At 61.8% G+C, this 22680-nt stretch carries 21 protein-coding genes and 1 pseudogene; 9 read left to right on the top strand and 13 right to left on the bottom strand.

Features of this window, described 5'->3' with window-relative positions:
• Positions 1–3 precede the first annotated feature (3 nt).
• Positions 4–810, top strand: coding sequence for a DUF72 domain-containing protein (locus tag ACZYHG_RS22065; protein ID WP_464610374.1), 807 nt, complete (start codon positions 4–6; stop codon positions 808–810).
• A gap of 180 nt (positions 811–990) precedes the next feature.
• Entirely contained in the window at positions 991–2139 is a 1149-nt protein-coding gene (locus tag ACZYHG_RS22060; RefSeq protein ID WP_464610373.1) for a GGDEF domain-containing protein, read from the top strand.
• Between the two features lie 44 nt (positions 2140–2183).
• On the opposite strand, the gene ACZYHG_RS22055 is transcribed toward ACZYHG_RS22060, so the two are convergent.
• The 6 genes and pseudogenes from ACZYHG_RS22055 to urtA form a co-directional block, all read right to left on the bottom strand.
• The gene (locus tag ACZYHG_RS22055) at positions 2184–2360 is read right to left on the bottom strand and encodes a hypothetical protein (protein WP_080680721.1); all 177 of its coding nucleotides are present in this window, start codon (positions 2358–2360) and stop codon (positions 2184–2186) included.
• Positions 2361–2621: 261 nt separating this feature from the next.
• Positions 2622–3225, bottom strand: a pseudogene (gene urtE / locus ACZYHG_RS22050) (urea ABC transporter ATP-binding subunit UrtE).
• A 162-nt stretch (positions 3226–3387) separates the two neighbouring features.
• Complete coding sequence (gene urtD, locus ACZYHG_RS22045; protein ID WP_464610372.1) at positions 3388–4134, bottom strand: urea ABC transporter ATP-binding protein UrtD; 747 nt, start codon at positions 4132–4134, stop codon at positions 3388–3390.
• Between the two features lie 6 nt (positions 4135–4140).
• Positions 4141–5376 carry an urea ABC transporter permease subunit UrtC gene (gene urtC / locus ACZYHG_RS22040; RefSeq protein WP_464610371.1) on the bottom strand — a complete coding sequence of 412 codons (1236 nt, stop codon included), beginning with the start codon at positions 5374–5376 and terminating at the stop codon, positions 4141–4143.
• Positions 5373–6989, bottom strand: coding sequence for an urea ABC transporter permease subunit UrtB (urtB, locus tag ACZYHG_RS22035; protein WP_464610370.1), 1617 nt, complete (start codon positions 6987–6989; stop codon positions 5373–5375). Before urtB ends, urtC begins: the two co-directional genes overlap by 4 nt.
• Before the next feature lie 107 nt (positions 6990–7096).
• Positions 7097–8377: an urea ABC transporter substrate-binding protein gene (gene urtA, locus ACZYHG_RS22030; protein ID WP_245279013.1), complete on the bottom strand. Its 1281-nt coding sequence runs from the start codon at positions 8375–8377 to the stop codon at positions 7097–7099.
• Between the two features lie 344 nt (positions 8378–8721).
• On the opposite strand from urtA, the gene ACZYHG_RS22025 reads away from it, so the two are divergent.
• Positions 8722–9129: a hypothetical protein gene (locus ACZYHG_RS22025; protein ID WP_464610369.1), complete on the top strand. Its 408-nt coding sequence runs from the start codon at positions 8722–8724 to the stop codon at positions 9127–9129.
• 125 nt (positions 9130–9254) lie between these two features.
• Here the strand turns inward: ACZYHG_RS22025 and ACZYHG_RS22020 are convergent, their stop codons facing one another.
• The 3 genes from ACZYHG_RS22020 to ACZYHG_RS22010 form a co-directional block, all read right to left on the bottom strand.
• Positions 9255–10826 carry a GMC family oxidoreductase gene (locus tag ACZYHG_RS22020; protein WP_464610368.1) on the bottom strand — a complete coding sequence of 524 codons (1572 nt, stop codon included), beginning with the start codon at positions 10824–10826 and terminating at the stop codon, positions 9255–9257.
• 49 nt (positions 10827–10875) lie between these two features.
• A complete protein-coding gene (locus ACZYHG_RS22015) occupies positions 10876–11406 on the bottom strand; it encodes a gluconate 2-dehydrogenase subunit 3 family protein (RefSeq protein WP_464610367.1) in 531 nt (176 codons plus the stop codon).
• A gap of 83 nt (positions 11407–11489) precedes the next feature.
• The gene (locus tag ACZYHG_RS22010; RefSeq protein ID WP_464610366.1) at positions 11490–11885 is read right to left on the bottom strand and encodes a VOC family protein; all 396 of its coding nucleotides are present in this window, start codon (positions 11883–11885) and stop codon (positions 11490–11492) included.
• Between the two features lie 228 nt (positions 11886–12113).
• On the opposite strand from ACZYHG_RS22010, the gene ACZYHG_RS22005 reads away from it, so the two are divergent.
• Positions 12114–12419 carry a ribbon-helix-helix domain-containing protein gene (locus ACZYHG_RS22005; protein ID WP_464610365.1) on the top strand — a complete coding sequence of 102 codons (306 nt, stop codon included), beginning with the start codon at positions 12114–12116 and terminating at the stop codon, positions 12417–12419.
• Positions 12420–12590: 171 nt separating this feature from the next.
• On the opposite strand, the gene cckA is transcribed toward ACZYHG_RS22005, so the two are convergent.
• A complete protein-coding gene (gene cckA / locus ACZYHG_RS22000) occupies positions 12591–15167 on the bottom strand; it encodes a cell cycle histidine kinase CckA (protein ID WP_464610364.1) in 2577 nt (858 codons plus the stop codon).
• Between the two features lie 326 nt (positions 15168–15493).
• Between cckA and ACZYHG_RS21995 the strand changes: the two genes are divergently transcribed.
• On the top strand, positions 15494–16252 hold the full coding sequence (locus ACZYHG_RS21995) for a hypothetical protein (protein WP_464610363.1): 759 nt from the start codon (positions 15494–15496) through the stop codon (positions 16250–16252).
• Between the two features lie 139 nt (positions 16253–16391).
• Here ACZYHG_RS21995 and dksA read toward each other — a convergent pair whose 3' ends face one another.
• On the bottom strand, positions 16392–16808 hold the full coding sequence (gene dksA / locus ACZYHG_RS21990) for an RNA polymerase-binding protein DksA (RefSeq protein ID WP_006202025.1): 417 nt from the start codon (positions 16806–16808) through the stop codon (positions 16392–16394).
• Positions 16809–17084: 276 nt separating this feature from the next.
• Between dksA and ACZYHG_RS21985 the strand changes: the two genes are divergently transcribed.
• The 4 genes from ACZYHG_RS21985 to ACZYHG_RS21970 all read left to right on the top strand — a co-directional run bounded on the left by ACZYHG_RS21985 (position 17085) and on the right by ACZYHG_RS21970 (position 20900).
• A complete protein-coding gene (locus ACZYHG_RS21985; protein ID WP_464610362.1) occupies positions 17085–17588 on the top strand; it encodes a SixA phosphatase family protein in 504 nt (167 codons plus the stop codon).
• A gap of 76 nt (positions 17589–17664) precedes the next feature.
• Positions 17665–19143 carry a YcjX family GTP-binding protein gene (locus ACZYHG_RS21980; protein WP_464610361.1) on the top strand — a complete coding sequence of 493 codons (1479 nt, stop codon included), beginning with the start codon at positions 17665–17667 and terminating at the stop codon, positions 19141–19143.
• The gene (locus ACZYHG_RS21975; RefSeq protein ID WP_464610360.1) at positions 19140–20225 is read left to right on the top strand and encodes a YcjF family protein; all 1086 of its coding nucleotides are present in this window, start codon (positions 19140–19142) and stop codon (positions 20223–20225) included. Before ACZYHG_RS21980 ends, ACZYHG_RS21975 begins: the two co-directional genes overlap by 4 nt.
• Positions 20226–20348: 123 nt before the next feature.
• Complete coding sequence (locus ACZYHG_RS21970; RefSeq protein ID WP_464610359.1) at positions 20349–20900, top strand: hypothetical protein; 552 nt, start codon at positions 20349–20351, stop codon at positions 20898–20900.
• A gap of 86 nt (positions 20901–20986) precedes the next feature.
• Here the strand turns inward: ACZYHG_RS21970 and ACZYHG_RS21965 are convergent, their stop codons facing one another.
• Positions 20987–21253, bottom strand: coding sequence for a hypothetical protein (locus tag ACZYHG_RS21965; RefSeq protein WP_027029131.1), 267 nt, complete (start codon positions 21251–21253; stop codon positions 20987–20989).
• Between the two features lie 180 nt (positions 21254–21433).
• Complete coding sequence (locus ACZYHG_RS21960) at positions 21434–22642, bottom strand: MFS transporter (RefSeq protein WP_464610358.1); 1209 nt, start codon at positions 22640–22642, stop codon at positions 21434–21436.
• Positions 22643–22680 lie beyond the last annotated feature (38 nt).

Here is a 22680-nt window from a genome sequence, read left to right as displayed (position 1 = left end):
ACAATGAGCAAATCAGGAACAATCCGCTCCGGCATGGGCGGCTGGACCTTCGAGCCCTGGGACACGTCCTTCTATCCGGACAAGCTGTCGAAGGCCAAGCAGTTGCAATATGCCAGCCGGCAGGTGCCAAGCATTGAGGTCAACGGCACCTACTATTCCAGCTTCAAGGAGCCGACCTTCGTCAAATGGGCAGCTGAGTTCCCGGACGGTTTTGTCTATGCGCTGAAAGGCAACCGCTTCGTCACCAACCGGCGCGTGCTGGGTGAAGCCGGCAAATCGATGATGCGCTTCCTCGGCTCCGGCGTTGCGGCACTCGGCGACAAGCTCGGGCCGATCCTGTGGCAGTTTGCGCCGACCAAGAAATTCGATCCCGACGATTTCGAAGCTTTTTTGAAACTGCTGCCGGAAAAACAGGATGGTGTCCCCCTGCGCCACGCGCTCGAAGTGCGCAACGACAGTTTCATCGTGCCGGAATTCGCGGCACTCGCGCGCAAATACAAGGCGGCGATCGTCTATGCCGACCATGCCAAATATCCCGATATCGCCGACATCACCGGTGATTTCATCTACGCGCGGCTGCAGAGCGGCTCGGACGACAATCCCGATTGCTACACGCCGAAGGGTCTCGATGAATGGGCGGCGCGTGTGAAAATCTGGGCGGAAGGCAAGCAGCCGGCCGATCTGCGGCGCGCCGATCCCGCCACCGACGCGCCGGTACAGCCGCGCGACGTGTTCGTCTACTTCATCACCGAGGGCAAGGTGCGCGCGCCGTTTGGCGCCATGGCGCTGATGAAACGCGTGGCCGGCTGACGAGCACCGCTGGATCTGACCACACGCTATGCGCGAGACGCATACGCGTTATACGCGTAGCAGAGGCTCTATTCGTGGCATCTTCGCTACCATCGTAACCTTATCGACACTTCCTTCCTGCATGAATAAGGCGACGCCACGCCGCAGAGCTGGAGCCGCCGCCGGCAGGGAAAGAGGGGCATGTCGCTCGACTACACTTCACTTCTGCTGGCTGTCGGTTTCTCCGCCGCTTGCCTCAGCCTGACATTGTTCGGCATGTGGCTGACCGCCCGCTCGGAAAAATTCCTGCTGACATGGGCGATCAGCCTGGTGTTCGTGGTCGGCGATATCTTTGTCTATGACGCCTATATCGACATGCCCGGGCGCCTGCTCGGCATAACCACGCTGGCTCTGTTGCTGCTCGGTTTCTCGACCATGCTGGGTGCGGCCTACCAGTTCCGAACCGGCGGCTCGCCGCTGCCGCGGGCGATGCTGGGCTGCGTTTCGCTGGCGGTGGCGCTGCCTGCCATGGCTTTGGGCTATGATGGCCTCGGCTTCATGTTCGAGAACATGTTCGCTGCCTTGCTCCTGTTCGCGACGGCGCTCGAATACTGGAGAGGCCGCGACGAGGCTCCTGCCCTGACGATCGGCATCACCGCGCTCTATTCGGCCACGGCCACCTCTTTCGCGCTCTGCGCCATGGTTCTTGCCTGGGATGGAAAACTGATCCTCGGCCATGCACCAAGCAACTGGGCCGAGGAGCTGAGCCTCATCGTGGTTATCGCCAGCATGACGGGTATTGGCGCCCTGTCGCTGGCCCTCAACCAGGGGCGCCTGGCCAGGCACCACCGCCGCAACGCCTTGACCGATCCCCTGACCGGCTTGCTCAACCGGCGCGCGCTGTTCGACATGCATAGCAGTGTGCCGGTCGGTGCCTTCACCGCGGTGGTCGTCTTCGACCTCGACAATTTCAAAGCCATCAACGACGAATTCGGCCACGCGGCTGGCGATGAGGTGCTGAAGGTGTTTGCGAGCGAGCTCGCCGGCAATCTTCGCCAGACCGACGTCGCCGCGCGCATGGGCGGTGAGGAGTTCGCACTGGTGTTGAAGCGCACCCTGCCGCAAACGGTCGAGGAAGCAGCAGAACGCATCCGGACCGCTTTCGCGACGCGCCTGATAGAGACCGAAACCGGCTCCCTGACATGCACGGTCAGCGCCGGGTTTGCGTTTGGCAGCAACGAGGGCCTCAGCTTCGACAAGGTGCTCAGCGCCGCCGACAAGGCGCTCTACGACGCCAAGCGCGGCGGCCGCAACCGCGTCACCGCCTCTCCATTCCGACGCGCTGGCTGACCGCGCGTATCGATACCGTGCAAGTGATTGTTGGATAGCGCCTCTTATGCCGCCATGACGATCTCGTTGAAGGCATCAAGGTCGACATAAAACACCTTGGTGATCTCATCGATCAGATCATCGTAATCGCAGCCCTGCGACCTCAAGATGTTGATGGCAGCGATGATGTCGACGCGTTCTGTAAGCCGCCGCTTCTGGTAGTCTTCGACGTAACGTTCCATGGCTGTCCCTTAGCCTGTGTGCTCAAACGCGTTGAACGACAGAGATCGCAGGAGGGAAGCTAGGAAGCCTTGCTTGCGTGAAACTTGCCCAGGCCGCGCCTCGATCTGCGATAAACCAGACTGATACGGAAGCGGCCGACTCACAAAGCCAAGAAAAGACTAGCACGCGATATTGCACTTGCCAGAGACGCATATGACGGATGGAAGAAATATTGGACTTGCCAAGAGCCACGGACCGTCGTCGGAAGTCCAGCGCCAATTCTAGACAGTAAGGAACTTGCGAACATCAGCGCGGTCTAAATCTTCCGCAGGGCCGGTGTGGACGATCTGGCCACGGTCCATGATGTTGACCTCGTCGGCCAGCTCGCGGCAGAAGTCGAGATATTGTTCGACCAGCAGCACGGCAATGCCAGCCTGGTCGCGCAAATAGCGGATGGCCCGGCCGATATCCTTGATGATCGACGGCTGGATGCCTTCCGTCGGCTCATCCAGCACCAAAAGTTTCGGCCGCATCACCAGCGCCCTGCCGATCGCCAGTTGCTGCTGCTGGCCGCCGGAGAGATCGCCGCCGCGGCGACCAAGCATCTGCTTCAGCACCGGAAACAGCTCGAAGACATGCGCCGGCACGTTGCGGTCGGCACGCTTCAACGGCGCAAAGCCCGAACTCGAGGTTTTCGCGCACCGTGAGCAGGGGAAAGATCTCCCTGCCCTGCGGCACGAATGCGATGCCCGACCGGGCGCGATCATACGCCGCGCTCCGGTCGAGCGCCTTCCCCTCGAAGGCAACGCTTCCGCTCGTCAGCCGGTGGTGGCCAACGATCGATCTCATCAAACTGGTCTTGCCGACGCCGTTGCGGCCGAGCACACAGGTGATCTTGCCCGCGCCCGCCTTCAGCGACACGCCGCGCAGCGCCTGGGCCGCACCGTAATGGAGCGTGGCGTTGGAAACTTCGAGCATGTCAGCGCCTTTTCCAGAAGCGGAGGAAAGACAGATCGAAGCGATGGAACTGCACACGCCACATCATGCTCATCTCCCTAGATAGACTTCGACGACGCGCTCGTCGGCCGACACGAAATCGAGTGTGCCTTCGGAGAGCACCGAGCCCTCATGCAGGCAGGTGACCTTGACGCCGAGTTCACGCACGAAATGCATGTCGTGCTCGACGACGATGACCGAATGGTCGCGCGCGATGTCCTTGAGCAGCCGCGCGGTCTCCTCCGTCTCTGCATCGGTCATTCCGGCCACCGGCTCGTCGACCAGAAGCAGCTTCGGGTCCTGCGCGAGCAGCATGCCGATTTCGAGCCACTGTTTTTGGCCGTGGCTGAGATTGGCCGCCAGATCGTAACGCTTGCTGCCAAGCCTTATGATGCCGAGAATATCGTCGATCTGCCGCGCCTCGGCGGCCGCGCGGCGGTGGAACAGCGCCGGGAAGATCGAACGCGGTCCCTTGAGCGCCAGCATCAGATTTTCCTCGATCGTGTGGCTTTCGAAGACCGTCGGCTTCTGGAACTTGCGGCCGATGCCCATCATGGCGATCTCGGCCTCATCATGCTTGGTGAGATCGATCTGGCCGTCGAAGAACACCTCGCCCTGGTCCGGCCGGGTCTTGCCGGTAACGATGTCCATCATCGTCGTCTTACCGGCGCCGTTGGGGCCGATGATGGCGCGCATCTCGCCCTTGTCGAGCACCAGCGACAGATTGTTTATGGCGCGAAAACCGTCGAAGGAGACCGAGACGCCGTCGAGATAGAGGATGGTGTTCGACTTGCTCATGGTCGCTTACTCCGCCGCCTGCGGTTCAGGGTCGGACCAGGACCATTCGCCTGGATTTCTCGCCGGCGAGCGCGCGGGCTTCGAGGTCACGTGCGCCGCTCCAATCTCGGTGCCGGCTTCTTCAGCGACGGATGCCGCGCGCAACGCCTTGGCATTGCCGCGCCAGGAATCCCACATGCCGATAACGCCCTTCGGCAAGAACAGCGTGACGGCAACGAATAGGCCGCCGAGCGCAAAAAGCCATAGTTCAGGGAGCAAGCCGGTGAACCAGGATTTCCCGGCATTGACGAGCAGCGCGCCGATGATCGGCCCGACAATGGTGCCGCGCCCGCCTACGGCAGCCCAGATCACCACCTCTATCGAATTGGACGGTTCGAACTCGCCGGGATTGATGATGCCGACCTGCGGCACGTAGAGCGCGCCGGCAATGCCGGCCATGACGGCCGACACAGTGAAGGCAAACAATTTCACGTTCTCCGCGCGCCAGCCGAGGAAACGCGTGCGGCTCTCGGCGTCACGAACCGCCATCAGCAGCTTGCCGTATTTGGAACCGACGATCGCCCATGTGACGAACACGGCAAATGCGAGCATCACAGCGCTGGCGGCGAAAAGGGCCGAGCGCGTTGCGTCAGCCTGCACGTTGAAGCCCAGAATATCCTTGAAGTCGGTCAGGCCGTTATTGCCGCCGAAACCCATGTCGTTGCGGAAGAAGGCGAGCAGCAGCGCATAGGTCATCGCCTGGGTGATGATCGAGAGATAGACGCCGGTGACGCGGCTGCGGAAAGCGAACCAGCCGAAGACGAAAGCGAGCAGGCCGGGCACCGCGACCACCATGATCGCGGCGAACCAGAAATGGTCGAACCCGGTCCAGAACCAGGGCAATTCCTTGTAGTTCAGGAAAACCATGAAATCAGGCAGGATCGGATTGCCATAGACGCCGCGCGAGCCGATCTGGCGCATCAGATACATGCCCATCGCATAGCCGCCGAGCGCGAAGAAGGCGCCATGGCCGAGCGAGAGGATGCCGCAATAGCCCCAGACAAGATCGAGCGCCAAGGCAAGCAGCGCGTAGCAGAGATATTTGCCGGTCAGCGCCACGATATAGGACGGGATGTAGAAGGTGCTGGTCGGCGCAACCGCCAGGTTGAGCACCGGCACGATGATGGCCACTGCCAGCAGGAGGAAGATGGTGATGGCGATGCGGCGGTCCGCGCCGGCGGCGAAGAAGCGTCCCGTGATCATGCTTCCACCGCCCTGCCCTTGAGCGCGAACAGGCCGCGCGGGCGTTTCTGGATGAACAGGATGATCAGCACCAGCACGACAATCTTGCCGAGCACGGCACCGGCATAGGGCTCGAGGACCTTGTTGACGATGCCGAGCGAAAAGGCGCCGACCAGCGTGCCCCAAAGATTGCCGACGCCGCCGAAGACGACGACCATGAAACTATCGATGATGTAGCCGCGGCCGAGATTGGGCGAGACGTTGTCGATCTGGCTGAGCGCCACACCTGCGATGCCTGCAATGCCGGATCCGAGCGCAAATGTGAGCGCATCGACCCATGGCGTCTTGATGCCCATCGAGGCGGCCATGCGCCGGTTGGCGGTGACGGCACGCATCTGCAGGCCCCAGGGCGTGCGTTTCATCACGTAGAGCAACACGCCGAAGACTGTGAGCGCGAAAACCAGGATCCACAGACGGTTCCAGGTAACAGCAAGCTGGCCGACATTGAACGAGCCCGACATCCACGACGGGTTGCCGACTTCCTGGTTGGTCGGACCGAAGATCGAGCGCACCGCTTGCTGCAGGATCAGCGAGACACCCCAGGTCGCCAGCAACGTCTCCAGCGGCCGCCCATAGAGGAAGCGGATGACGCCACGTTCGATGACGAGGCCGACAAGTGCGGCGACCAGGAAGGCGAGCGGCAGAGCAATGACCAGTGACCAGTCGAACAGGCCGGGATAGGAGGTGCGGATCACCTGCTGGACGACGAAGGTCGTGTAGGCGCCGAGCATGACCATCTCGCCATGCGCCATGTTGATGACACCCATGACGCCAAAGGTGATAGCAAGGCCAATTGCCGCCAACAACAGCACCGAGCCCAGCGAAATGCCGTACCAGATGTTCTGGCCGGCATCCCAGAAAGCCAGCGTCGAATTGATGCTCGCGATTGCGGCCGTCGCTGCTTCCTTGACTGCTCCGGAGGCGTTGGCCTCGACGGATGTGAGGAGCGAAACCGCGCTGCGATCGCCACGCGCACCGATCAGGGCGATCGCGGCGAGCTTGTCTGCTTCCGGCTTGTCTGAAACCAGCACGGAAGCGGCACGCGCCTGTTCCAGCAGAGCCTTGACGCTCGCCACGCTTTCACTGGCGATCGCCGCGTCGAGCGGCCCGATATTGGCGGCGTCCGGTGTCTTGAACATGGTGTCGGCGGCGGCGATGCGGACAGTCGGATCCTTGGAACCAAGCGTCAACGTGCCCAATGCATCGCGGATGGTGCGGCGCAAGGTGTTGTTGACACCGATCTGGGTTAAGTCATCCGCGGAAGCCTCGCCCGCTGCCTCGCCGCTCAGCGGGTCGAAAAGCTGGACGTTTTCGTCGCCTTCCTTGCCGACAAACACCATCGAGTCGGCCGTGCGAACGTAAAGATTGCCGTCCGCCAATGCAGCAAGCGGCCGTTCGACGGCCGGATCGCCCGTGGCTGTGAGCTCTTCAACGACAGCTCCCGTCTCGGAAAAGTCCGTCACTGTCGCGAATTTGGCGATGATGGCACGCAGATCGGCTTCCGCAGCCCCCGAAGACGACAGCGTCGCCAGCAGGAACAAGAGCGTCAGGCCGATCGCATGGAAAATCTTCATCGGTTTTTGGTGACCTTGAAGGTTGACGTGGGCGTCCGGACGGTGGAGGAAACCGTCCGGACGCACGCGGTCTTGGGCAGGGACCTCAAGGTCCAGCCCTGGGAGGATCAGTTGGTGCCCTTGCCGCCGCACTTGCCCGTTTTGACGTTGAAGTTGCCGCAGCTGAGCGGCGCGCGCCAATCGGAAATCAGGTCCTTGGAATCGGGCAGGTAGTCGGACCATTCATCGCCCATCACCAGACCCGGCGTCTTCGAGACCGTCTGGAACTGGCCGTTGGCCTGGATTTCACCGATCAGCACCGGCTTGGTGATGTGGTGGTTCGGCATCATCGTCGCATAGCCGCCGGTCAGGTTCGGCACCGAAACGCCGATCATGGCATCGATGACCTTGTCCGGATCGGTGGTCCCGGCCTTTTCAACCGCCTTCACCCACATGTTGAAGCCGATATAGTGGGCTTCCATCGGGTCGTTGGTGGTGCGCTTGTTGTTCTTGATGAACTTGTGCCAGTCGGCGATGAACTTCTTGTTCTCGGGCGTGTTGACACTCTCGAAATAGTTCCAGGCGGCGAGATGGCCGACCAGCGGCTTGGTGTCGAGACCTGCAAGCTCTTCCTCGCCAACGGAGAAGGCCATGACCGGGATGTCCTCGGCCTTGATGCCTTGGTTGCCGAGTTCCTTGTAGAACGGCACGTTGGCATCACCGTTGACGGTCGAGACGACAGCGGTCTTCTTGCCGGCCGAACCGAACTTCTTGATCGCCGAAACTTCGGTCTGCCAGTCGGAGAAGCCGAACGGCGTGTAGTTGGTCATGATGTCTTCAGCGGGAACCCCCTTCGACTTCAGATAGGCTTCGAGGATCTTGTTGGTGGTGCGCGGATAGACGTAGTCGGTGCCTTCCAGCACCCAACGCTTCACCGAGCCGCCGTCCTTGCTCATCAGATAGTCGACGGCCGGAATGGCCTGCTGGTTCGGAGCAGCACCGGTGTAGAACACGTTGCGTTCGCTTTCCTCGCCCTCATACTGGACGGGATAGAACAGGATGTTGTCGAGTTCGGAGAACACCGGCAGCACCGATTTGCGAGACACCGAGGTCCAGCAGCCGAACACCGCCGCCACCTTGTCCTTCGAAATGAGTTCGCGTGCCTTCTCGGCGAACAGCGGCCAGTTGGAAGCCGGATCGACGACGACGGCCTCCAGCTTCTTGCCGAGCAGGCCGCCCTTGGCGTTCTGCTGCTCGATGAGCATCAGCATGGCGTCCTTCAGCGTCGTCTCCGAAATCGCCATGGTCCCCGACAGCGAATGGAGAATGCCAACCTTGATCGTGTCCTCAGCCGCCCTGGCGGGTGCGGACATCAGCAGGCCGGCGGCGACCACGCTTGCCGAAAACATTGTTGTTATTGTAGAGAAACTACCCCTCATACCGAAGACTCCCAAGCTGGTTGATTGCACCGCAACGATACAATGCAACCCCCATGCCAACTGCTCGGGCGATGTTAGAAAAACAAAAATATCCTAACATTCTCAAATGGTTATTATATTAGTTTGCGTAAATGTAAGAAAGCCGGTTAACAATTGGTTGAGGGAAATTTGCGCAGCGCAAAAAGGCAATTGCCTAATTTTCGCCCAGATTTGCCATGTGCCTATATTTTGATCCCGGCAGCCAAATCGCAAACAGCGGATGTTGCGGCACAGCGCGTAAATAGGGCAAGCTCCCCCTCCAACCGGGCGACGTCATGGCTTCCCTGATTTCACGCATCCTTATCGGCATGGCGCTTCTGGCGGCAGCGACCGGCGCCGCACGGGCCGACTTCAGCGACGGCAAAATGCCAGACGGCACCTATCACTGCGAAGTCTACCTGCTCGGCATGTTCCTCAACCTTGGCGACATCACCATCAAGGGAAATGTCTACACCGGCCCAGTCACATTCGGGGCCGCCCTGCAAGCTTACAATTATCAGATGGATGCAAATGGCGTGATCTCGTGGCTCGGACCGCTCGGTGGCTACACCGCCGGTGGCAACGCGCTGTCGATGACCCAGGCAACGCTGGATGGCCAGAGCCCGCCCTCCTTCGACATCATCATGAAGCAGCCAGACGGCGCCTTCACCGCCTCGACCTGCACCAAGGGTATCGCTCAATAGACACTTGTCAGGCGGCAACTACCGGCTCTGTAAGCAGCAAGGACAGGCAGCCGATCGGCGCCTGCTGCCAACAAAAAAGGCGGAACGCGTTTTTCGCGTTCCGCCTGGAGTTTTTGGGAGGTGCGTTAGATGGTCTTTGCCGACATTTGCGACGCGATGTAGTCGGCCTGGCGGATCGCCAGCGATACGATGGTCAGGGTCGGGTTTTCGGCGGCACCCGTCGTGAACTGGCTGCCATCCGACACGAACAGGTTCTTGATGTCGTGCGTCTGGCCATGCTTGTTGACGACGCCGTCCTGCGCCTTCTCGCTCATCCGGTTGGTGCCGAGATTATGGGTCGAGGGATAGGGTGGCGTCGGGAAGGTGCGTGTGGCGCCAACCGCGTCGTAGAGCGCCGTGGCTTGGCTGTAGGCGTGGTTGCGCATCGCCGTGTCGTTGGGGTGGTCGTCGAAATGCACGTCGGCGATTGGCATGCCGTGCGCGTCCTTCTCATCCTTGTGCAAGGTGATGCGATTTTCCTCGCGCGGCATGTCCTCGCCGACGATCCACAGGCCGGCCATGTGGTCGTAGTGGTCGAGTGCGGTGGTGAAGGAGCGTCCCCAGCCGCCTGGGTTGAGGAAGGCCGCCATGAACGGCAGGCCGAGCGACAGCGTCTCGAACTCGTAGCCGCCGACAAAACCGCGAGATGGATCATGGCGCGCCTCGTCGCGGATGATGCCGGCCATGGTGGTGCCGCGGTACATGTGCACCGGCTTGTCGAAGATGGCATAGACCGAGCCGGTGGTGTGGCGCATGTAGTTCTTGCCCACCTGCCCCGACGAATTGGCGAGGCCGTGCGGGAACTTGGCCGACTGCGAATTCAGCAGCAGGCGCGGGCTTTCGATGGAGTTGCCGGCAACGGCGACTATGCGGGCTTTCTGTTCCTGCAGCTTGCCGTCCTTGTCGGCGTAGACGACACCGGTCACCTTGCCTGAGGCATCATGGTTGATCTTGATCACCATGGAGTTCGGCCGGACTTCGAGATGGCCTGTCGCTTCGCCCTTTGGGATTTCGGTGTAGAGCGTCGACCATTTGGCGCCCCATTTGCAGCCCTGGAAGCAGAACCCTGTCTGCTGGCAGGAATTGCGGTCGTCGCGCGCGACCGAGTTTATCGCCATGTTGCCGGTGTGGCATTCCTTGTAGCCGAGCTTGTCGGCGCCGGCCTTCAGCACCTTGAAATTGTTGTTGCCCGGCAATCGCGGCCAGCCATTGGTTCCGGTCACGCCCATCTTGGCTTCCGCTTTGGCGTAGTACGGCTCCATTTCGGCCAGCGTGACCGGCCAGTCCAGAAGGTTCGCGCCCTCCAGCTTGCCATAGGTCGACGCGGTCTTGAACTCATGCTCCTGGAAGCGCAGCGAGGCGCCGGCCCAGTGCGTGGTCGAACCGCCGACCGATTTGACGATCCAGGCCGGCAGGTTCGGGAAATCCTTGGCCACGCGCCAGTCGCCCGACGTCGTGCGTTTGTCCGTCCAGGCCAACTGGGCGAACGAACCCCACTCGTCGTTGATGAAGTCCTCATATTCGTGCCGCGCGCCGGCCTCGAGGATGACGACGTCGATGCCTTTCTGCGCCAGTTCGTTGCCGAGCGTGCCGCCGCCGGCGCCCGAGCCGATGATGACGACCACGCCATCGTTTTTCAGATCAAATGAAGCTGCCATGGTTTCCTCCCATGAATTCCTGTTTGCGGGTTACTGGAACGATCGAGGCTCAGAGCCACTCGATGTCGCTGAAACCGCGCGCGATATAGCCGCCCTTGGAGTAGGACTCGCCCTCGTAGCCGAAGATCGGCCACACCTCCTGCTGATTGTAGAGGCTGACCACCAGGCCGCCGCGAACTGTCTGGAAGAAGGGCGTCTTTTCTATCTCGGTGAGCAGCGCCACACGTTGCTCCTCCCAGCCGAGCCCTCGATAACCACCCTTGCCGGCCTTCTTGTCGAGTTCGGCAATTCCCTTCTCGATCAGCTCCTTGTGGGCCGGATCCTTGGCGGCTGTCTCGTCATGACCTTTGACGGCGATGGCGTAATATTTGTCCGGCACCTGGTCGTGCGGGTAGATATCGCGCGCCACCTGGATCAGAGTCGCCATCGTCTCGGGCTTCAGCGCCGAGGTTTCCAGCCCCCAGGCCTGTTCGGGGTTGATGACGGCGCTGCCGGAGATGACGAGCAGCGCACCGATGCTACCGCGCTTGAGAAGTTCACGACGCGAAAGTCCAGGCTTCCCGTCATAGATCGTGACCATTTGTTTCCTCCCTGCTTGCTATTTGCACCCCTAGGAGTGCCGTTGCTGGCGTCCGCGCCGATGGGCACGGCCGAATAAATCCCCTATTGGAAGCGTCCTCCACGCTGCAGGACCTCGATCTTGTAGCCGTCGGGGTCCTCGATGAAGAAAAAGCGGGCGATGAGCGTACCGTCGCGGTTGAACTCGACGATCTTCTTTGGGTTGAGGCCGAGCGCACCGATACGGTCGTGTTCACTGTCGAGGTCGGCGACCGAGACCGCGAGGTGGCCATAGCCGTCACCGAGCCCGTAAGGTTCGGTCCGGCCCTTGTTCACGGTCAGTTCGAGTTCGAACCCTGTCTCGGCGTTGCTGAGGTAGACAAGCGTGAAGGTCTCGAAGTCCAGCCTGTCGGCTATGTCGAGCCCAAAAGCTTTTTTGTAAAAATCAACGGATCGGCCCTCATCGAGGACCCGGATCATGGAATGAATCGCCTTCGCCAAATCAGTCTCCGCAGTGTTGTGTGGAACCGATTATGAGCGGCACGCGGAAAAGATGGTGGCAGCCGGTTACCACGCCCGAAAGCGTGAATTATTCCGCGAAATGCGATACGGACGAAAGTCCGATTGCCGTCACGGCTTTTTTGCCGGAAAGTGATACCGGGGATGAGATGCGCTGCAGCGATGCAACGCCCATCCACCCAAGACCAACAAGCATGGGAGGTTTGTCGGATGTGCAGGGTATTTGCGGGTCAGGATCCCGAAGGCTATCGTCAAATCAACCGGTCGATCCGCATCGATGGACACTCGACCAGCATCCAGCTCGAAGCCACGTTCTGGGCACTGCTCGACGAGATCGCGGAAAGCCAGGGTCTGACCACGCCCAAATTCATTTCGAAGCTCTACGACGAAGCGATCGAGATCAATGGCGCCATTCCGAACTTCGCGTCGATGCTGCGCACCACCTGCGCGCTCTACCTGCGCGGCCACCGGCCAGACATGGACGAGCAGATCGTGCCGAAGCGGCGGGCCGCTTGATTATCTGGAGAGCAATTCGCCGTTTCCGTGAAACGATGAACTGCTCTAGAGTAATTCCAGGAAAAGTGTGAAGCGGTTTTCCTGGGAAAAGCGCATGGCGCTTTCCCTTGGGAATTGCGTCAAAACAATGAGTTAGAGCATTTCGCCGTTTCCGTGAAACGGCGAAATGCTCTAGGACTCCAGCACATCCTTGACGATCGTCGCCAGTTGCTTGAGCGAGAACGGCTTCGGCAGGAAACCGAAATGCGCATCGGCCGGCAGGTTCCTGGCGAACGCGTCCTCGGCATAGCCTGATACGAAGACGAACTTGATGTCCGGCTGGCGCTTGCGCAACTCGCCAAGCAGGGTCGGCCCATCCATCTCCGGCATCACCACGTCGGAAACGACGATATCGACCTTGCCGCCAAGGGCTTCGAACACTTCCAGCGCTTCGACACCCGAGGACGCTTCATGCACGGTATAGCCGCGCGACACCAGCGCCCGCATGCCGCCCATACGCACGGCATCCTCATCCTCGACCAGCAGCACCGTTGCTGACCCGGACAGGTCCTTGGTGCTGTCGACCGGTTTGACCGGCGCGGCTGCCGGTGTTTCACCGGGTTCGGCCGCCTTTTTCGCTTCAGCGATATGACGTGGCAGGAAGATGCGGAAGGTCGATCCCTTGCCGACTTCGGAATCGCAGAAAATGAACCCGCCGGTCTGCTTGATGATGCCGTAGACCATGGACAGGCCAAGGCCCGTGCCTTTGCCGACCTCCTTGGTGGTGAAGAACGGCTCGAAGATCTTCTTCAGCACATCTGGCGCGATGCCGCTGCCGGTGTCCTCGACCTCGACCACGACATAGTCGGCCGCGGTGAGTTCGCGGTAGGGGAAGGTCTTGCATTCCTCGGCGGTCACGTTGCGGGTCCGCACGGTGATGTCCCCGCCGGTTGGCATCGCATCGCGCGCGTTGACGGCCAGGTTGACCACCACTTGCTCGAACTGGCCGATATCGACCTTGACCGGCCACAGGTCGCGGCCATGATCGACCTTCAGCTTGATGTCGTTGCCGACCAGGCGGGCGAGCAGCATCCTGAGATCGGCCAGCACGTCAGTCAGGTTGAGCACTTCCGGACGCAAGGTCTGCTTGCGCGAGAAGGCCAGCAACTGCCGCACCAGCGAGGCCGCCCGATTGGCATTCTGCTTGATGTTCATGATGTCGGGGAAGGATGGATCCGACGGTCGATGATTGGTCAAGAGCAAGTCCGAGGCCATGATGATGGCGGTCAGCACGTTGTTGAAGTCGTGGGCGATGCCGCCGGCAAGCTGGCCGACCGCCTGCATCTTCTGGCTTTGCGCCATTTGCCCTTCGAGCGCCTTCTGCTCGGTCGTCTCGACGGCATAGACAATGGCTGATTCCTCGGCGCCCTCGCCGCCGGTGCCATCGGCGACGGCGTTGACGTAGAAACGGATGTGCCGGTCGTCGTTGCCAGGCAGCAGCGTGTCGATCGGTTCGATGTCAGCCTGCCGCTGCCTCGCCTTTTCGAACGCAATTGCAAAGGTCGGTCGGTCGCGTTCATGAAGCACTGTATCGAGACGCACCCGGCGATCGACGGCGTCCCGGTCGACGACCGAGGAAAAGAGCGACAGGAACGGCGCGTTGGTGCGCAGGATACGCCCGCTGGCATCGACACCCGCGATCGCCATCGGCGTCGAATTGAAGAAGCGTGTGAAGCGCACTTCCGAAGCGCGCAGATCGGCCGAGGCGTCCTCGCCTTGCGTGCGGTTGAGCACGATCGTGCGTGTTGGGCCGCCGATACCTTCGCGGCTGGCCGAAACACGATGCATGAAGCGCACCGGCAGCGCTTCCCCCGTCATGGTGGTCAAGTCGAGATCGATGACCGCATTGCGTGTCGTGCCGGGATCGGCCTTGACCGAGCGCACCAGCGCCATGCCATCGCCGGCAACGATATCCGGCAAGGTCACGGCGCCAGGCGTGAAGGAAGCGAGATCGATGCCCAGCCATTCCGCCAGCGTGGCGTTGATGTAGGTGACACGGCCGTCCTGGTCGGCGGAAAAGAAACCGGCCGGGGCGTGGTCGAGGTGATCGATGGCCTTCTGCAGGTCGAGGAAGAAACGCTCCTGCTCGGCCCGTTCCTGCGAAATGTCTGAGAGCTGCCATGCCAGCATCGGCAGCCGTTGGGCCGGAACGCTGAAGGCACGGGCGCGCGCCCTGTACCAGCGGGCCCCCGGTTCGGCGCCGGGCCGGATCGATTGCGCCAGCCGAAACTCGCCATCGCCCGGCTGGCCGTCACGCAAGCCGGATGCCAGCCGATAGATGGTCACCGAGGCCTCGGGAACATCCGACAACAGCCCTTCGACCGTCTTGAGGTCGGCGGCCGAGGAGGCTCCGGTCATGTCGGCATAGGCCCGGTTGGCGTAGACAACGCGGCCCTTGGTGTCCGTGACCAGCAGGCCTTGCCCCATAGAATCGACGAATGCCTTGGACAGTTCATCGCCGGTCGAGCGCGGCGTGACCTGAACGAAGCCGATCGCGGTCGCGAACAGGAAGCCGACACCGATCATCGCCAGCACGCCGAGCATGCCGAGCAGGAAGGGATCGCCGAGGCGCTCGCGGAACAGGCCAAAGACGATCGCAGCGCCCGTCAGAACGACGATGAAGATGATGAGCCGGGTGACCGCGCCCGGTCGCGTATTCTGGTCGACGATCGGTACCGGATAGAAATCGCCGCGCGCTTCCTTGGCCATATGCCCCCTGCTCGTGAAGTCCGATGTCCCGACACCCGCCCCTAATGCATGTCGCCCAGAAGTGACTTCGGTTTTGGGAAAACGACATGCATGAAAACAAGGACCTAGAGCACGTCGCATGAATCGGCTTCAGTGCGACGCGCTTTAGCCGGTTGAATCACATTCTCCTGGTCCCGAAAAGGCCCGGGCGGCAAATGTCGGATAAAAATGATGCCGGCCGGCCCTCCCAGTGTTTCAAGCTGTTCACGATGCGTGAAGGCAACTTGCGGTCGCTAGTCCCAACGGTCTAGTGTCGCGTCACTTTCCAAACCGATCAGGGGAAACCAATGCAGTGGCTGGATAGCGTGGCGGGCCCTGGTTATGCGGCAGCACTCCTGTGGACCTTCGCGGCGCTGATCCTGCTGGTCATCGTGCTCGTCATCATCAGGCTCGTGCGCAACCTGACCTTCGGCACGTTTGTCGCCGGTGGCCGGAACCGCAAGACGCGGCTGGCCGTCATGGACGCCACCGCCGTCGACAGTCACCGCCGGCTGGTGCTGGTGCGCCGCGACGACATCGAACATCTGCTCCTGATCGGCGGCCCGACCGACGTCGTCGTCGAGCGCGACATACGCCTGGCTGCGCCGCGCCGTCCGGCGCTGACCGGAGATGGTGGCCTGCAGCCTGTACCGGCCACTGCTGCCCCGGCGGCAAAACCGCGGACGCCTCAGCCGGCTCCCGCTTCCGCTCCGGCACGACCCACACCGCAGCCGGCAACCGCGGCAGCGCCGCCTTCCCGCCCGCGCCCGGCAGCGCCACCACCGGCCCCGGTGCCCGCACCAAAACCGGTGGCGCAGACCTATCACTCGACCAATGTCACGCCGCTGCCTGCCTATGGCTCCGCCAACGCCAATGCCGTCAGGCACGCGCCACCGCCGCCGCCGAGGCAGGACAGCATCGATGATACGCTGATGAAGGATCTTGAAATTTCGCTCGACCAGCCCCGCTCCGGCGGCCCGGTGGGCAAACCGGTCGCCAAGGCGCCGCCGTCGCTCGACGATGAAATGACCAGGCTTCTGGGCGAACTTTCAAGCCAAAAGAGATGATGGGCCCCTGAACCCGCCTGGACGGCCGGCGACACTTGCCAAGGTTTCGAGTACGTCTCGCTATTGCGATGGATTGGCCTCGCACTAACAAAAAATGGCCGGGAAACCCGGCCATTTTTGGTATCAACTTCGTTGTGCGTCAGTCGTCGCGATAGACTTTTTCGCGGCGCTCGTGGCGTTCCTGCGCTTCGATCGACAAGGTGGCAATCGGACGTGCGTCAAGCCGCTTCAGAGCGATCGGCTCACCGGTTTCTTCGCAGTAGCCGTAAGTGCCTTCGTCGATGCGCTGCAGCGCCGAATCGATCTTTGAGATGAGTTTCCGCTGACGGTCGCGGGCCCTGAGCTCGATGGCGCGGTCGGTTTCCGAAGAGGCGCGGTCAGCGAGGTCGGGGTGGTTGGCGTTTTCCTGCTGCAGGATTTCGAGAGTTTCGCGCGCTTCGCGCAATATGTCGTTTTTCCAAGTGACGAGCTTAAGGCGGAAGTAGGATTTCTGCCGTTCATTCATGAACGGCTCGTCTTCGGAGGGTACGTAATCGGCGGTAACGATGTCGTTCATTCAACTCACCCAAACTGCCCCAAATTTCGGGCCTATATATTCGCCACCCGACGCCTGCACAAGCGCAATCGGCCACCAACTCACGCAATTGTTAAAGCGCGCCCCTGCACCCGCGTCGGCGCGAGATGCAGCAAATTCGCTGGCGAAAGTGCCTCAACCCTTTGCCACGCCGTCTCTTGCGTGATTCATTGCGCGGAAAATACGAACCATTGTGCACAACGCCCTTCTCATGGCTAATCGCGGTGTGGCTTCGGCTTCGGTAGCGTTGGAGGTTGGGTGAGCAGGCTCTATCTGTTGCGGCACGCTAAGGCCGGCTGGGCGCTGCCCGGCATGCGAGATTTCGATCGCCCGCTCGACGCATCCGGCCGCGCCGATGCCGAGGTGATGGGATCTGCCATGCGCTCGCGTGGCTATGTCCCCGACCTGACACTGTGCTCCAATGCCAGGCGCGCCAGGGAAACGCTCGAAGGCTTGGCCGGCCAGACCGACACCGGCAAGGTCTTGTTTTTCGACACGCTCTACAGCGAAGATGCGGCTGGCTATCTCCGCCTCATCCGGGAGCACGGCGGGCTTGGTTCCCTGCTGGTCATCGGCCACAACCCGATGACGGAGGATCTTGCCATGGCGGTCTCGGGCGACGGCGACGAGGCGGCGCGGGCCATGCTCAATCATGGGTTCCCGACCTCGGGCCTGGCGGTCGTGCGTTTCCTGGACGATCTGGCGAAAGCGACCCAGGAAGCTGGCTATCTCGAAGCATTCCTGACACCGGCTGATCTTTGATAGCGCTTCCCGAGCCATTTCAAAGCCGGGTTGCAGAGCCTATATCGCGCGGACGCAAGCCCTGAGAGATTACATTTTGGCATCATCGCTGACCACCTTCACCGACGAGGCAAGAATTGCCCTCGATACGCTGTCGGGACGCGCCACGGGGCTTTTTTCACCGTCGCTGCGGTTGGGCGTTACAGGGCTTTCGCGCGCCGGCAAGACGGTGTTCATCTCCTCCCTCGTCCACAATCTGATCCATGGCGGACGCCTTCCGCTGTTCGAGGCACAGAAATCCGGGCGCATCGCGCGCGCCTTCCTCGAAGAGCAGCCCGACGACGCCGTGCCGCGCTTCCAGTACGAGGACCACATCGCCGCATTGGTCAACGACCGTGTCTGGCCCAATTCGACGCGCGCCATTTCGGAACTGCGGCTGACCATCGAATATGAATCGGCCTCTGGCTGGAGCCGCATGTTCTCATCAGGCAAGCTGTCGGTCGACATCGTCGATTATCCCGGCGAATGGCTGCTCGACCTGCCGCTGCTCGGCAAATCCTTCGCCGATTTTTCACGCGAGGCCATCGAGATGGCTGCTCTGCCGGTGCGCGAGGATCTTTCGCAGTCCTGGCGGGCGATCTCCGCGGAAATCGACCCGAATGCCGGCGCTGACGAGATGACGGCACGGCGCCTGGCCGAAAGCTTCGCTGCCTATCTCAAGGCCTGCAAGCTCGACGAGCGAGCGCTTTCGACCTTGCCGCCCGGCCGCTTCCTGATGCCCGGCGATCTCGAAGGCTCGCCAGCGCTGACCTTCGCGCCGCTGGCCGGCCTCGGCGACAAGCGTCCGCGCCCAGGCTCGCTGCACGCCATGATGGAGAGGCGCTATGAGGCCTACAAGACGCACGTCGTGAAGCCCTTCTTCCGCGAACACATCACCCGCCTCGACCGCCAGATCGTGCTGATAGACGCCATGCAGGCGCTGAATGCAGGCCCGGGCGCCATGGCCGACCTCGAGCGCGCGGTGACCGAGATCCTCAGCTGTTTCCGTCCCGGCCGGGGCAGCTTCCTCACTGACCTGTTTTCGCGGCGCATCGACCGCATCCTGGTCGCCGCAACCAAGGCCGATCACCTGCACCATGAGAGCCATGACCGGTTGCAGGCGATCGTGCGGCGACTGGCCGACCGCGCCGTGGCGCGAGCAAACTTCACTGGCGCCGATGTTGATGTGGTCGCCATGGCAGCGGTGCGCGCCACCCGCGAAGGTACGGTCAAGCAGGGCCGCGAGACGCTGCCGGTCATCATCGGCACGCCTATCGCCGGCGAGAAGATCAACGGCGAAATATTTGATGGAAAGACGGAAACCGCCATATTTCCCGGTGACTTACCGGAGAAGATTGATGCGGTATTCGACGTCTCGGGACCCGACCACAGGCAAGATTCCACGGACCCGGCAATCCGCTTCGTCCGGTTCCGCCCGCCAAAACTCGAACGCACGGCCGAAGGCGTCACATTATCGTTGCCGCATATCAGGCTCGACCGTGCCTTGCAGTTCCTGATCGGAGACCATCTGGCATGACCGCGCCCCGCAAGCCGGCGGCATTCCGCATCGAGCCGGAAGCCGCGCCGAAACAAGCAGCGCCGGAGGCGCGCCAAGCCGAGCTTTCGCGCAAACCTCGGTCGCTTAAGACGGACGTCGCACTGGTCATACCGGCCGAGGTCGACGTGTTCGACGAGCCAGACATCGTTGCGGCCGAGCCGCCGCCGGCGATCGCCCCCGGAAAACGCTCGCTGTTCAGCAGCATTTTCTTTGGCGCGATCGGCGTGCTGGTTTCGCTGGCTGTCGGTCTGTGGACCGACCAGCTGATCCGCGATCTCTTCGCCAGGGCCGAATGGCTGGGCTGGCTGGCCGCCGGCATGGCAGCGATCGCCCTGCTGGCGCTTCTGGTGATCCTGATCCGCGAGTTCCTGGCGATCGCGCGCCTCGCCGAAGTCGAAAAACTGCAGAAGCGGGCACTCGATGCCATCGCGCGCGACGACCCCAAGGCGGCGCGATCGGTGGTCGACGAGCTTTCGGCCTTCGTTGCGGCCAAGCCAGAAACCGCGGCCGGCCGGCGCGCGCTGGCCGAACTGCGCGGCGAAATCATCGACGGCGGCAATCTGGTGCGTCTGGCGGAAGCGGAAATTCTCGGCCCCCTCGACGCCAGGGCAAAGGTGATGATTCTCGAGGCCGCCAAACGCGTCTCACTGGTGACGGCGGTCAGCCCGCGTGCGCTCGTCGATGTCGCCTATGTCGTGTTCGAGGCCGGGCGCCTCATTCGCCGGCTCTCGGAACTCTATGGCGGACGCCCGGGAACGCTCGGTTTCTTCCGCCTGGCGCGCAGCGTGCTGGCGCATCTGGCGGTTACCGGTTCGATCGCCGTCGGCGACAGTTTTGTCCAGCAGATCGTCGGCCATGGCTTGGCGGCGCGCCTCTCGGCAAAACTTGGCGAAGGGGTGGTCAACGGCATGATGACGGCGCGCATCGGCATAGCGGCGATGGAGACGGCGCGTCCCCTGCCCTTCAGCGCCGCGAAGCGCCCGGGACTGGGCGATTTCCTCTCGGCATTGACATCGTTCGCGACCAAGAAAGACACCGAACCAGCAGGCTCCGGCAAATAGAGTTCTGTTCTTCCCAGCGATGAGCGGATTGCGGTTTCGAAGGCCCGCAGTGACGAAGCATTAACCAATCTTCTTCATGGTCAAACCGGTTCCAAACAGCCACTTTGTTGCCGGGTGTCGTCGATGAAAAGCGTAATTCTGTCCAGCGTCCTGCCCCTGGCCGTCGCGATCACAGCAGTCGTCGGTGTCGCCTCGGGGGCTTCCGCTGCAGAGCCGGACAGGCAGTTCTTCCAATCGGCCGAAGGCAAATGGGTTGGCCCAGGCGAAATCGTCGCCGGCAAGTACAAGGGCACGAAATTCAACTGCAGCTTTACCGGCTCCACGCCGGACGGCAAGATGGGCATGACGCTCGACGGCGGCTGCCGGGTCGGCGTGTTCACCCAGCCGATGTCCGCCACGATCGAGCGCAAGGGCCGCGACTACAAGGGGTCCTTCATGGGGGGAGCTGCCGGTTCAGGCCTCGATATCATCGGCGGCAATGTCGTCGATGCCCGCAAGGTGATCTTCACCATCAACCGCAACCAGCTGCGCGGCGTCATGCAGGCCCGCATTCCCGACGACAATTCGATGACCGTGACGATTGCCGTGCGCGTGCAGGACCAGTTGGTGCCGGTGATCGGCATGAGCCTGAAGCGCGTCGACGCGGTCGAAGTCGGCTCCATCGCACCGAACTGAGCGCCTATCGCGCTACCCTCAGATACATCCCCAAAAAAAAGGCGGCGGCCCATCGCCACCGCCTCCTTGAACAGTCGAATCAGGCGTCAGCCCTTGATCGCTGCCGTCACTTCGTCATAGGCCTTGCAGGCGTCGGCCAGGGTCGTGGAGCCCTGGTACTTGGTTGTCACCGCCTGGACCTTGGCGGTCAGGTCGGCCGCCTTGGACGGATCCTTGGTGATCGCTTCCTGCAGCGCGGCAGCCATGTCCTGAGCCTTCTTGGTCGCGATCTCGGTCGTGCATTCCGGCGCCTTCGAACAGGCCGAACCAGCAAGCACCGCCAAGCCGACGGCAACAAGCAAAAACTTCTTCATGTCAGTCATCTCCTCAAAAGGGCGCGACTTGATCGTCGCTCACCCTCCAATGGCCGAAGCCGAACGTCCTTAGCCTTCGATTGTGGCAACAAGCAACGCACGCCCGGCGTAAACTTGTGTAACGCGCCTGCAACATCGCCGGCGGCCGGATTGAGGCTACTGTGTCAGCGGCAGCAAAGTTTAGCTGCGTGGCTGTAGCAGCGCCAAGAAGGCTGTCGAAGCGGCAAGGATAGCAGTCAGAGTCAAAGGCCCGGTAGCGCCATAGCTGTCCACGACATAGCCGCCAACAACCGCACCGATAGTGATGGCAACCTGGAAGGAGGTCACCATCAGGCTGCCTGCTGCTTCCAGCGCATCAGGCGCCGCGCGGGACATATTGGTCGGCAGAACCACAGGCGCCATGCCAAAGGCGAAGCCCCACAGCGTAACGAAGCCGAAGGCAACACCGATATGCGCGCCCCAAAGCACCAGAGCCAGCGCCGCAAACGCCATTAACGCAGCGGTGACCGCGAGGGCCACGTGGATGTTGGTGTCGGCCATGCGGCCACCGGCGATATTACCGATCACAGCGGCGATGCCAAACCCGAGCAGCGCCAGGGCAATTGGTCCGGTTGTAAGGAGCGTCACATGTTCAAGGAAGGGGCGCACATAGACCGAGCCGGCAAAATGCCCCGTCATCAGCAAAACAATAGCAAGCATGCCGAGTTGAATGCCACGCCGCCGTGTTAGCCGAAATACGTCTGCAAGACTGTTGCTGGCTGTTGCAGGCAGGGTCGGCAGGCTAAGCAACTGTAGCAGCATGGCGACCGCGGCCAATCCCGCTGTCATGGCCATGGCGCTGCGCCAGCCTATCCAGTCACTGATCAACGCGCCCATCGACGGCGCGGCAATGGTTGCGAGCGAGACGCCGAGGGTGACGATAGCCATGCCGCGACCTGTCGCATTGGCGCCAACCAGCCGCGCCACGACGGCAACTGAAAGTGCCCAGAAAGCGCTGAGCGCGATACCCAACCCGGCCCGGCCCAGCAACAACAGCCAGAAATTGGGCGCCAGCGCCGCAAGAATATTGGAACCGACTGCCAGGGCCATGAGGCCAATCAGCACCGTCTTGCGGTTCAGTCGGCCGATGAGAACATTGCTCAACATGGCCGTCACGGCGCCGACGGAAGCCGTGGCGGTGACGACCTGCCCGGCCGTTCCCTCGCTGATGCCGAGATCGCGCGCCATTGGCGTCAACAAGCCTGCCGGCAGGAATTCGGCTGACACCAGGGCAAAGCTGGTGGCAGCCAGTGAAATGACCGCGAACCAGGTGGCCGCGCTCCACGCGGCCGGGGCGTCGGCATCAAGGCCGATCGCGGCGTCTTCAAGCTGTAATGTTGTGTCAGTCACGGGAAGATCTCCAAAGTTTGGAGATCTTAGATAGGCGA

Source organism: Mesorhizobium subarcticum (genome assembly GCF_055456085.1).
Note: the sequence above shows the minus strand (reverse complement) of the source record. Positions and strands in the feature narration are given on the sequence as shown.

Bases quoted from the DNA above. Each gene is read 5' to 3' on its own strand.
- ACZYHG_RS22005 (WP_464610365.1), top strand. From the start codon at position 12,114: ATGTGCAGGGTATTTGCGGGTCAGGATCCCGAAGGCTATCGTCAAATC.
- ACZYHG_RS21995 (WP_464610363.1), top strand. From the start codon at position 15,494: ATGCAGTGGCTGGATAGCGTGGCGGGCCCTGGTTATGCGGCAGCACTC.
- cckA (WP_464610364.1), bottom strand. From the start codon at position 15,167: ATGGCCAAGGAAGCGCGCGGCGATTTCTATCCGGTACCGATCGTCGAC.
- ACZYHG_RS22055 (WP_080680721.1), bottom strand. From the start codon at position 2,360: ATGGAACGTTACGTCGAAGACTACCAGAAGCGGCGGCTTACAGAACGC.
- ACZYHG_RS21975 (WP_464610360.1), top strand. From the start codon at position 19,140: ATGACCGCGCCCCGCAAGCCGGCGGCATTCCGCATCGAGCCGGAAGCC.
- ACZYHG_RS22015 (WP_464610367.1), bottom strand. From the start codon at position 11,406: ATGGTCACGATCTATGACGGGAAGCCTGGACTTTCGCGTCGTGAACTT.
- ACZYHG_RS21965 (WP_027029131.1), bottom strand. From the start codon at position 21,253: ATGAAGAAGTTTTTGCTTGTTGCCGTCGGCTTGGCGGTGCTTGCTGGT.
- urtA (WP_245279013.1), bottom strand. From the start codon at position 8,377: ATGTTTTCGGCAAGCGTGGTCGCCGCCGGCCTGCTGATGTCCGCACCC.
- ACZYHG_RS22065 (WP_464610374.1), top strand. From the start codon at position 4: ATGAGCAAATCAGGAACAATCCGCTCCGGCATGGGCGGCTGGACCTTC.
- dksA (WP_006202025.1), bottom strand. From the start codon at position 16,808: ATGAACGACATCGTTACCGCCGATTACGTACCCTCCGAAGACGAGCCG.
- urtB (WP_464610370.1), bottom strand. From the start codon at position 6,989: ATGAAGATTTTCCATGCGATCGGCCTGACGCTCTTGTTCCTGCTGGCG.
- ACZYHG_RS22020 (WP_464610368.1), bottom strand. From the start codon at position 10,826: ATGGCAGCTTCATTTGATCTGAAAAACGATGGCGTGGTCGTCATCATC.
- ACZYHG_RS22025 (WP_464610369.1), top strand. From the start codon at position 8,722: ATGGCTTCCCTGATTTCACGCATCCTTATCGGCATGGCGCTTCTGGCG.
- ACZYHG_RS22060 (WP_464610373.1), top strand. From the start codon at position 991: ATGTCGCTCGACTACACTTCACTTCTGCTGGCTGTCGGTTTCTCCGCC.
- urtD (WP_464610372.1), bottom strand. From the start codon at position 4,134: ATGAGCAAGTCGAACACCATCCTCTATCTCGACGGCGTCTCGGTCTCC.
- urtC (WP_464610371.1), bottom strand. From the start codon at position 5,376: ATGATCACGGGACGCTTCTTCGCCGCCGGCGCGGACCGCCGCATCGCC.
- ACZYHG_RS21970 (WP_464610359.1), top strand. From the start codon at position 20,349: ATGAAAAGCGTAATTCTGTCCAGCGTCCTGCCCCTGGCCGTCGCGATC.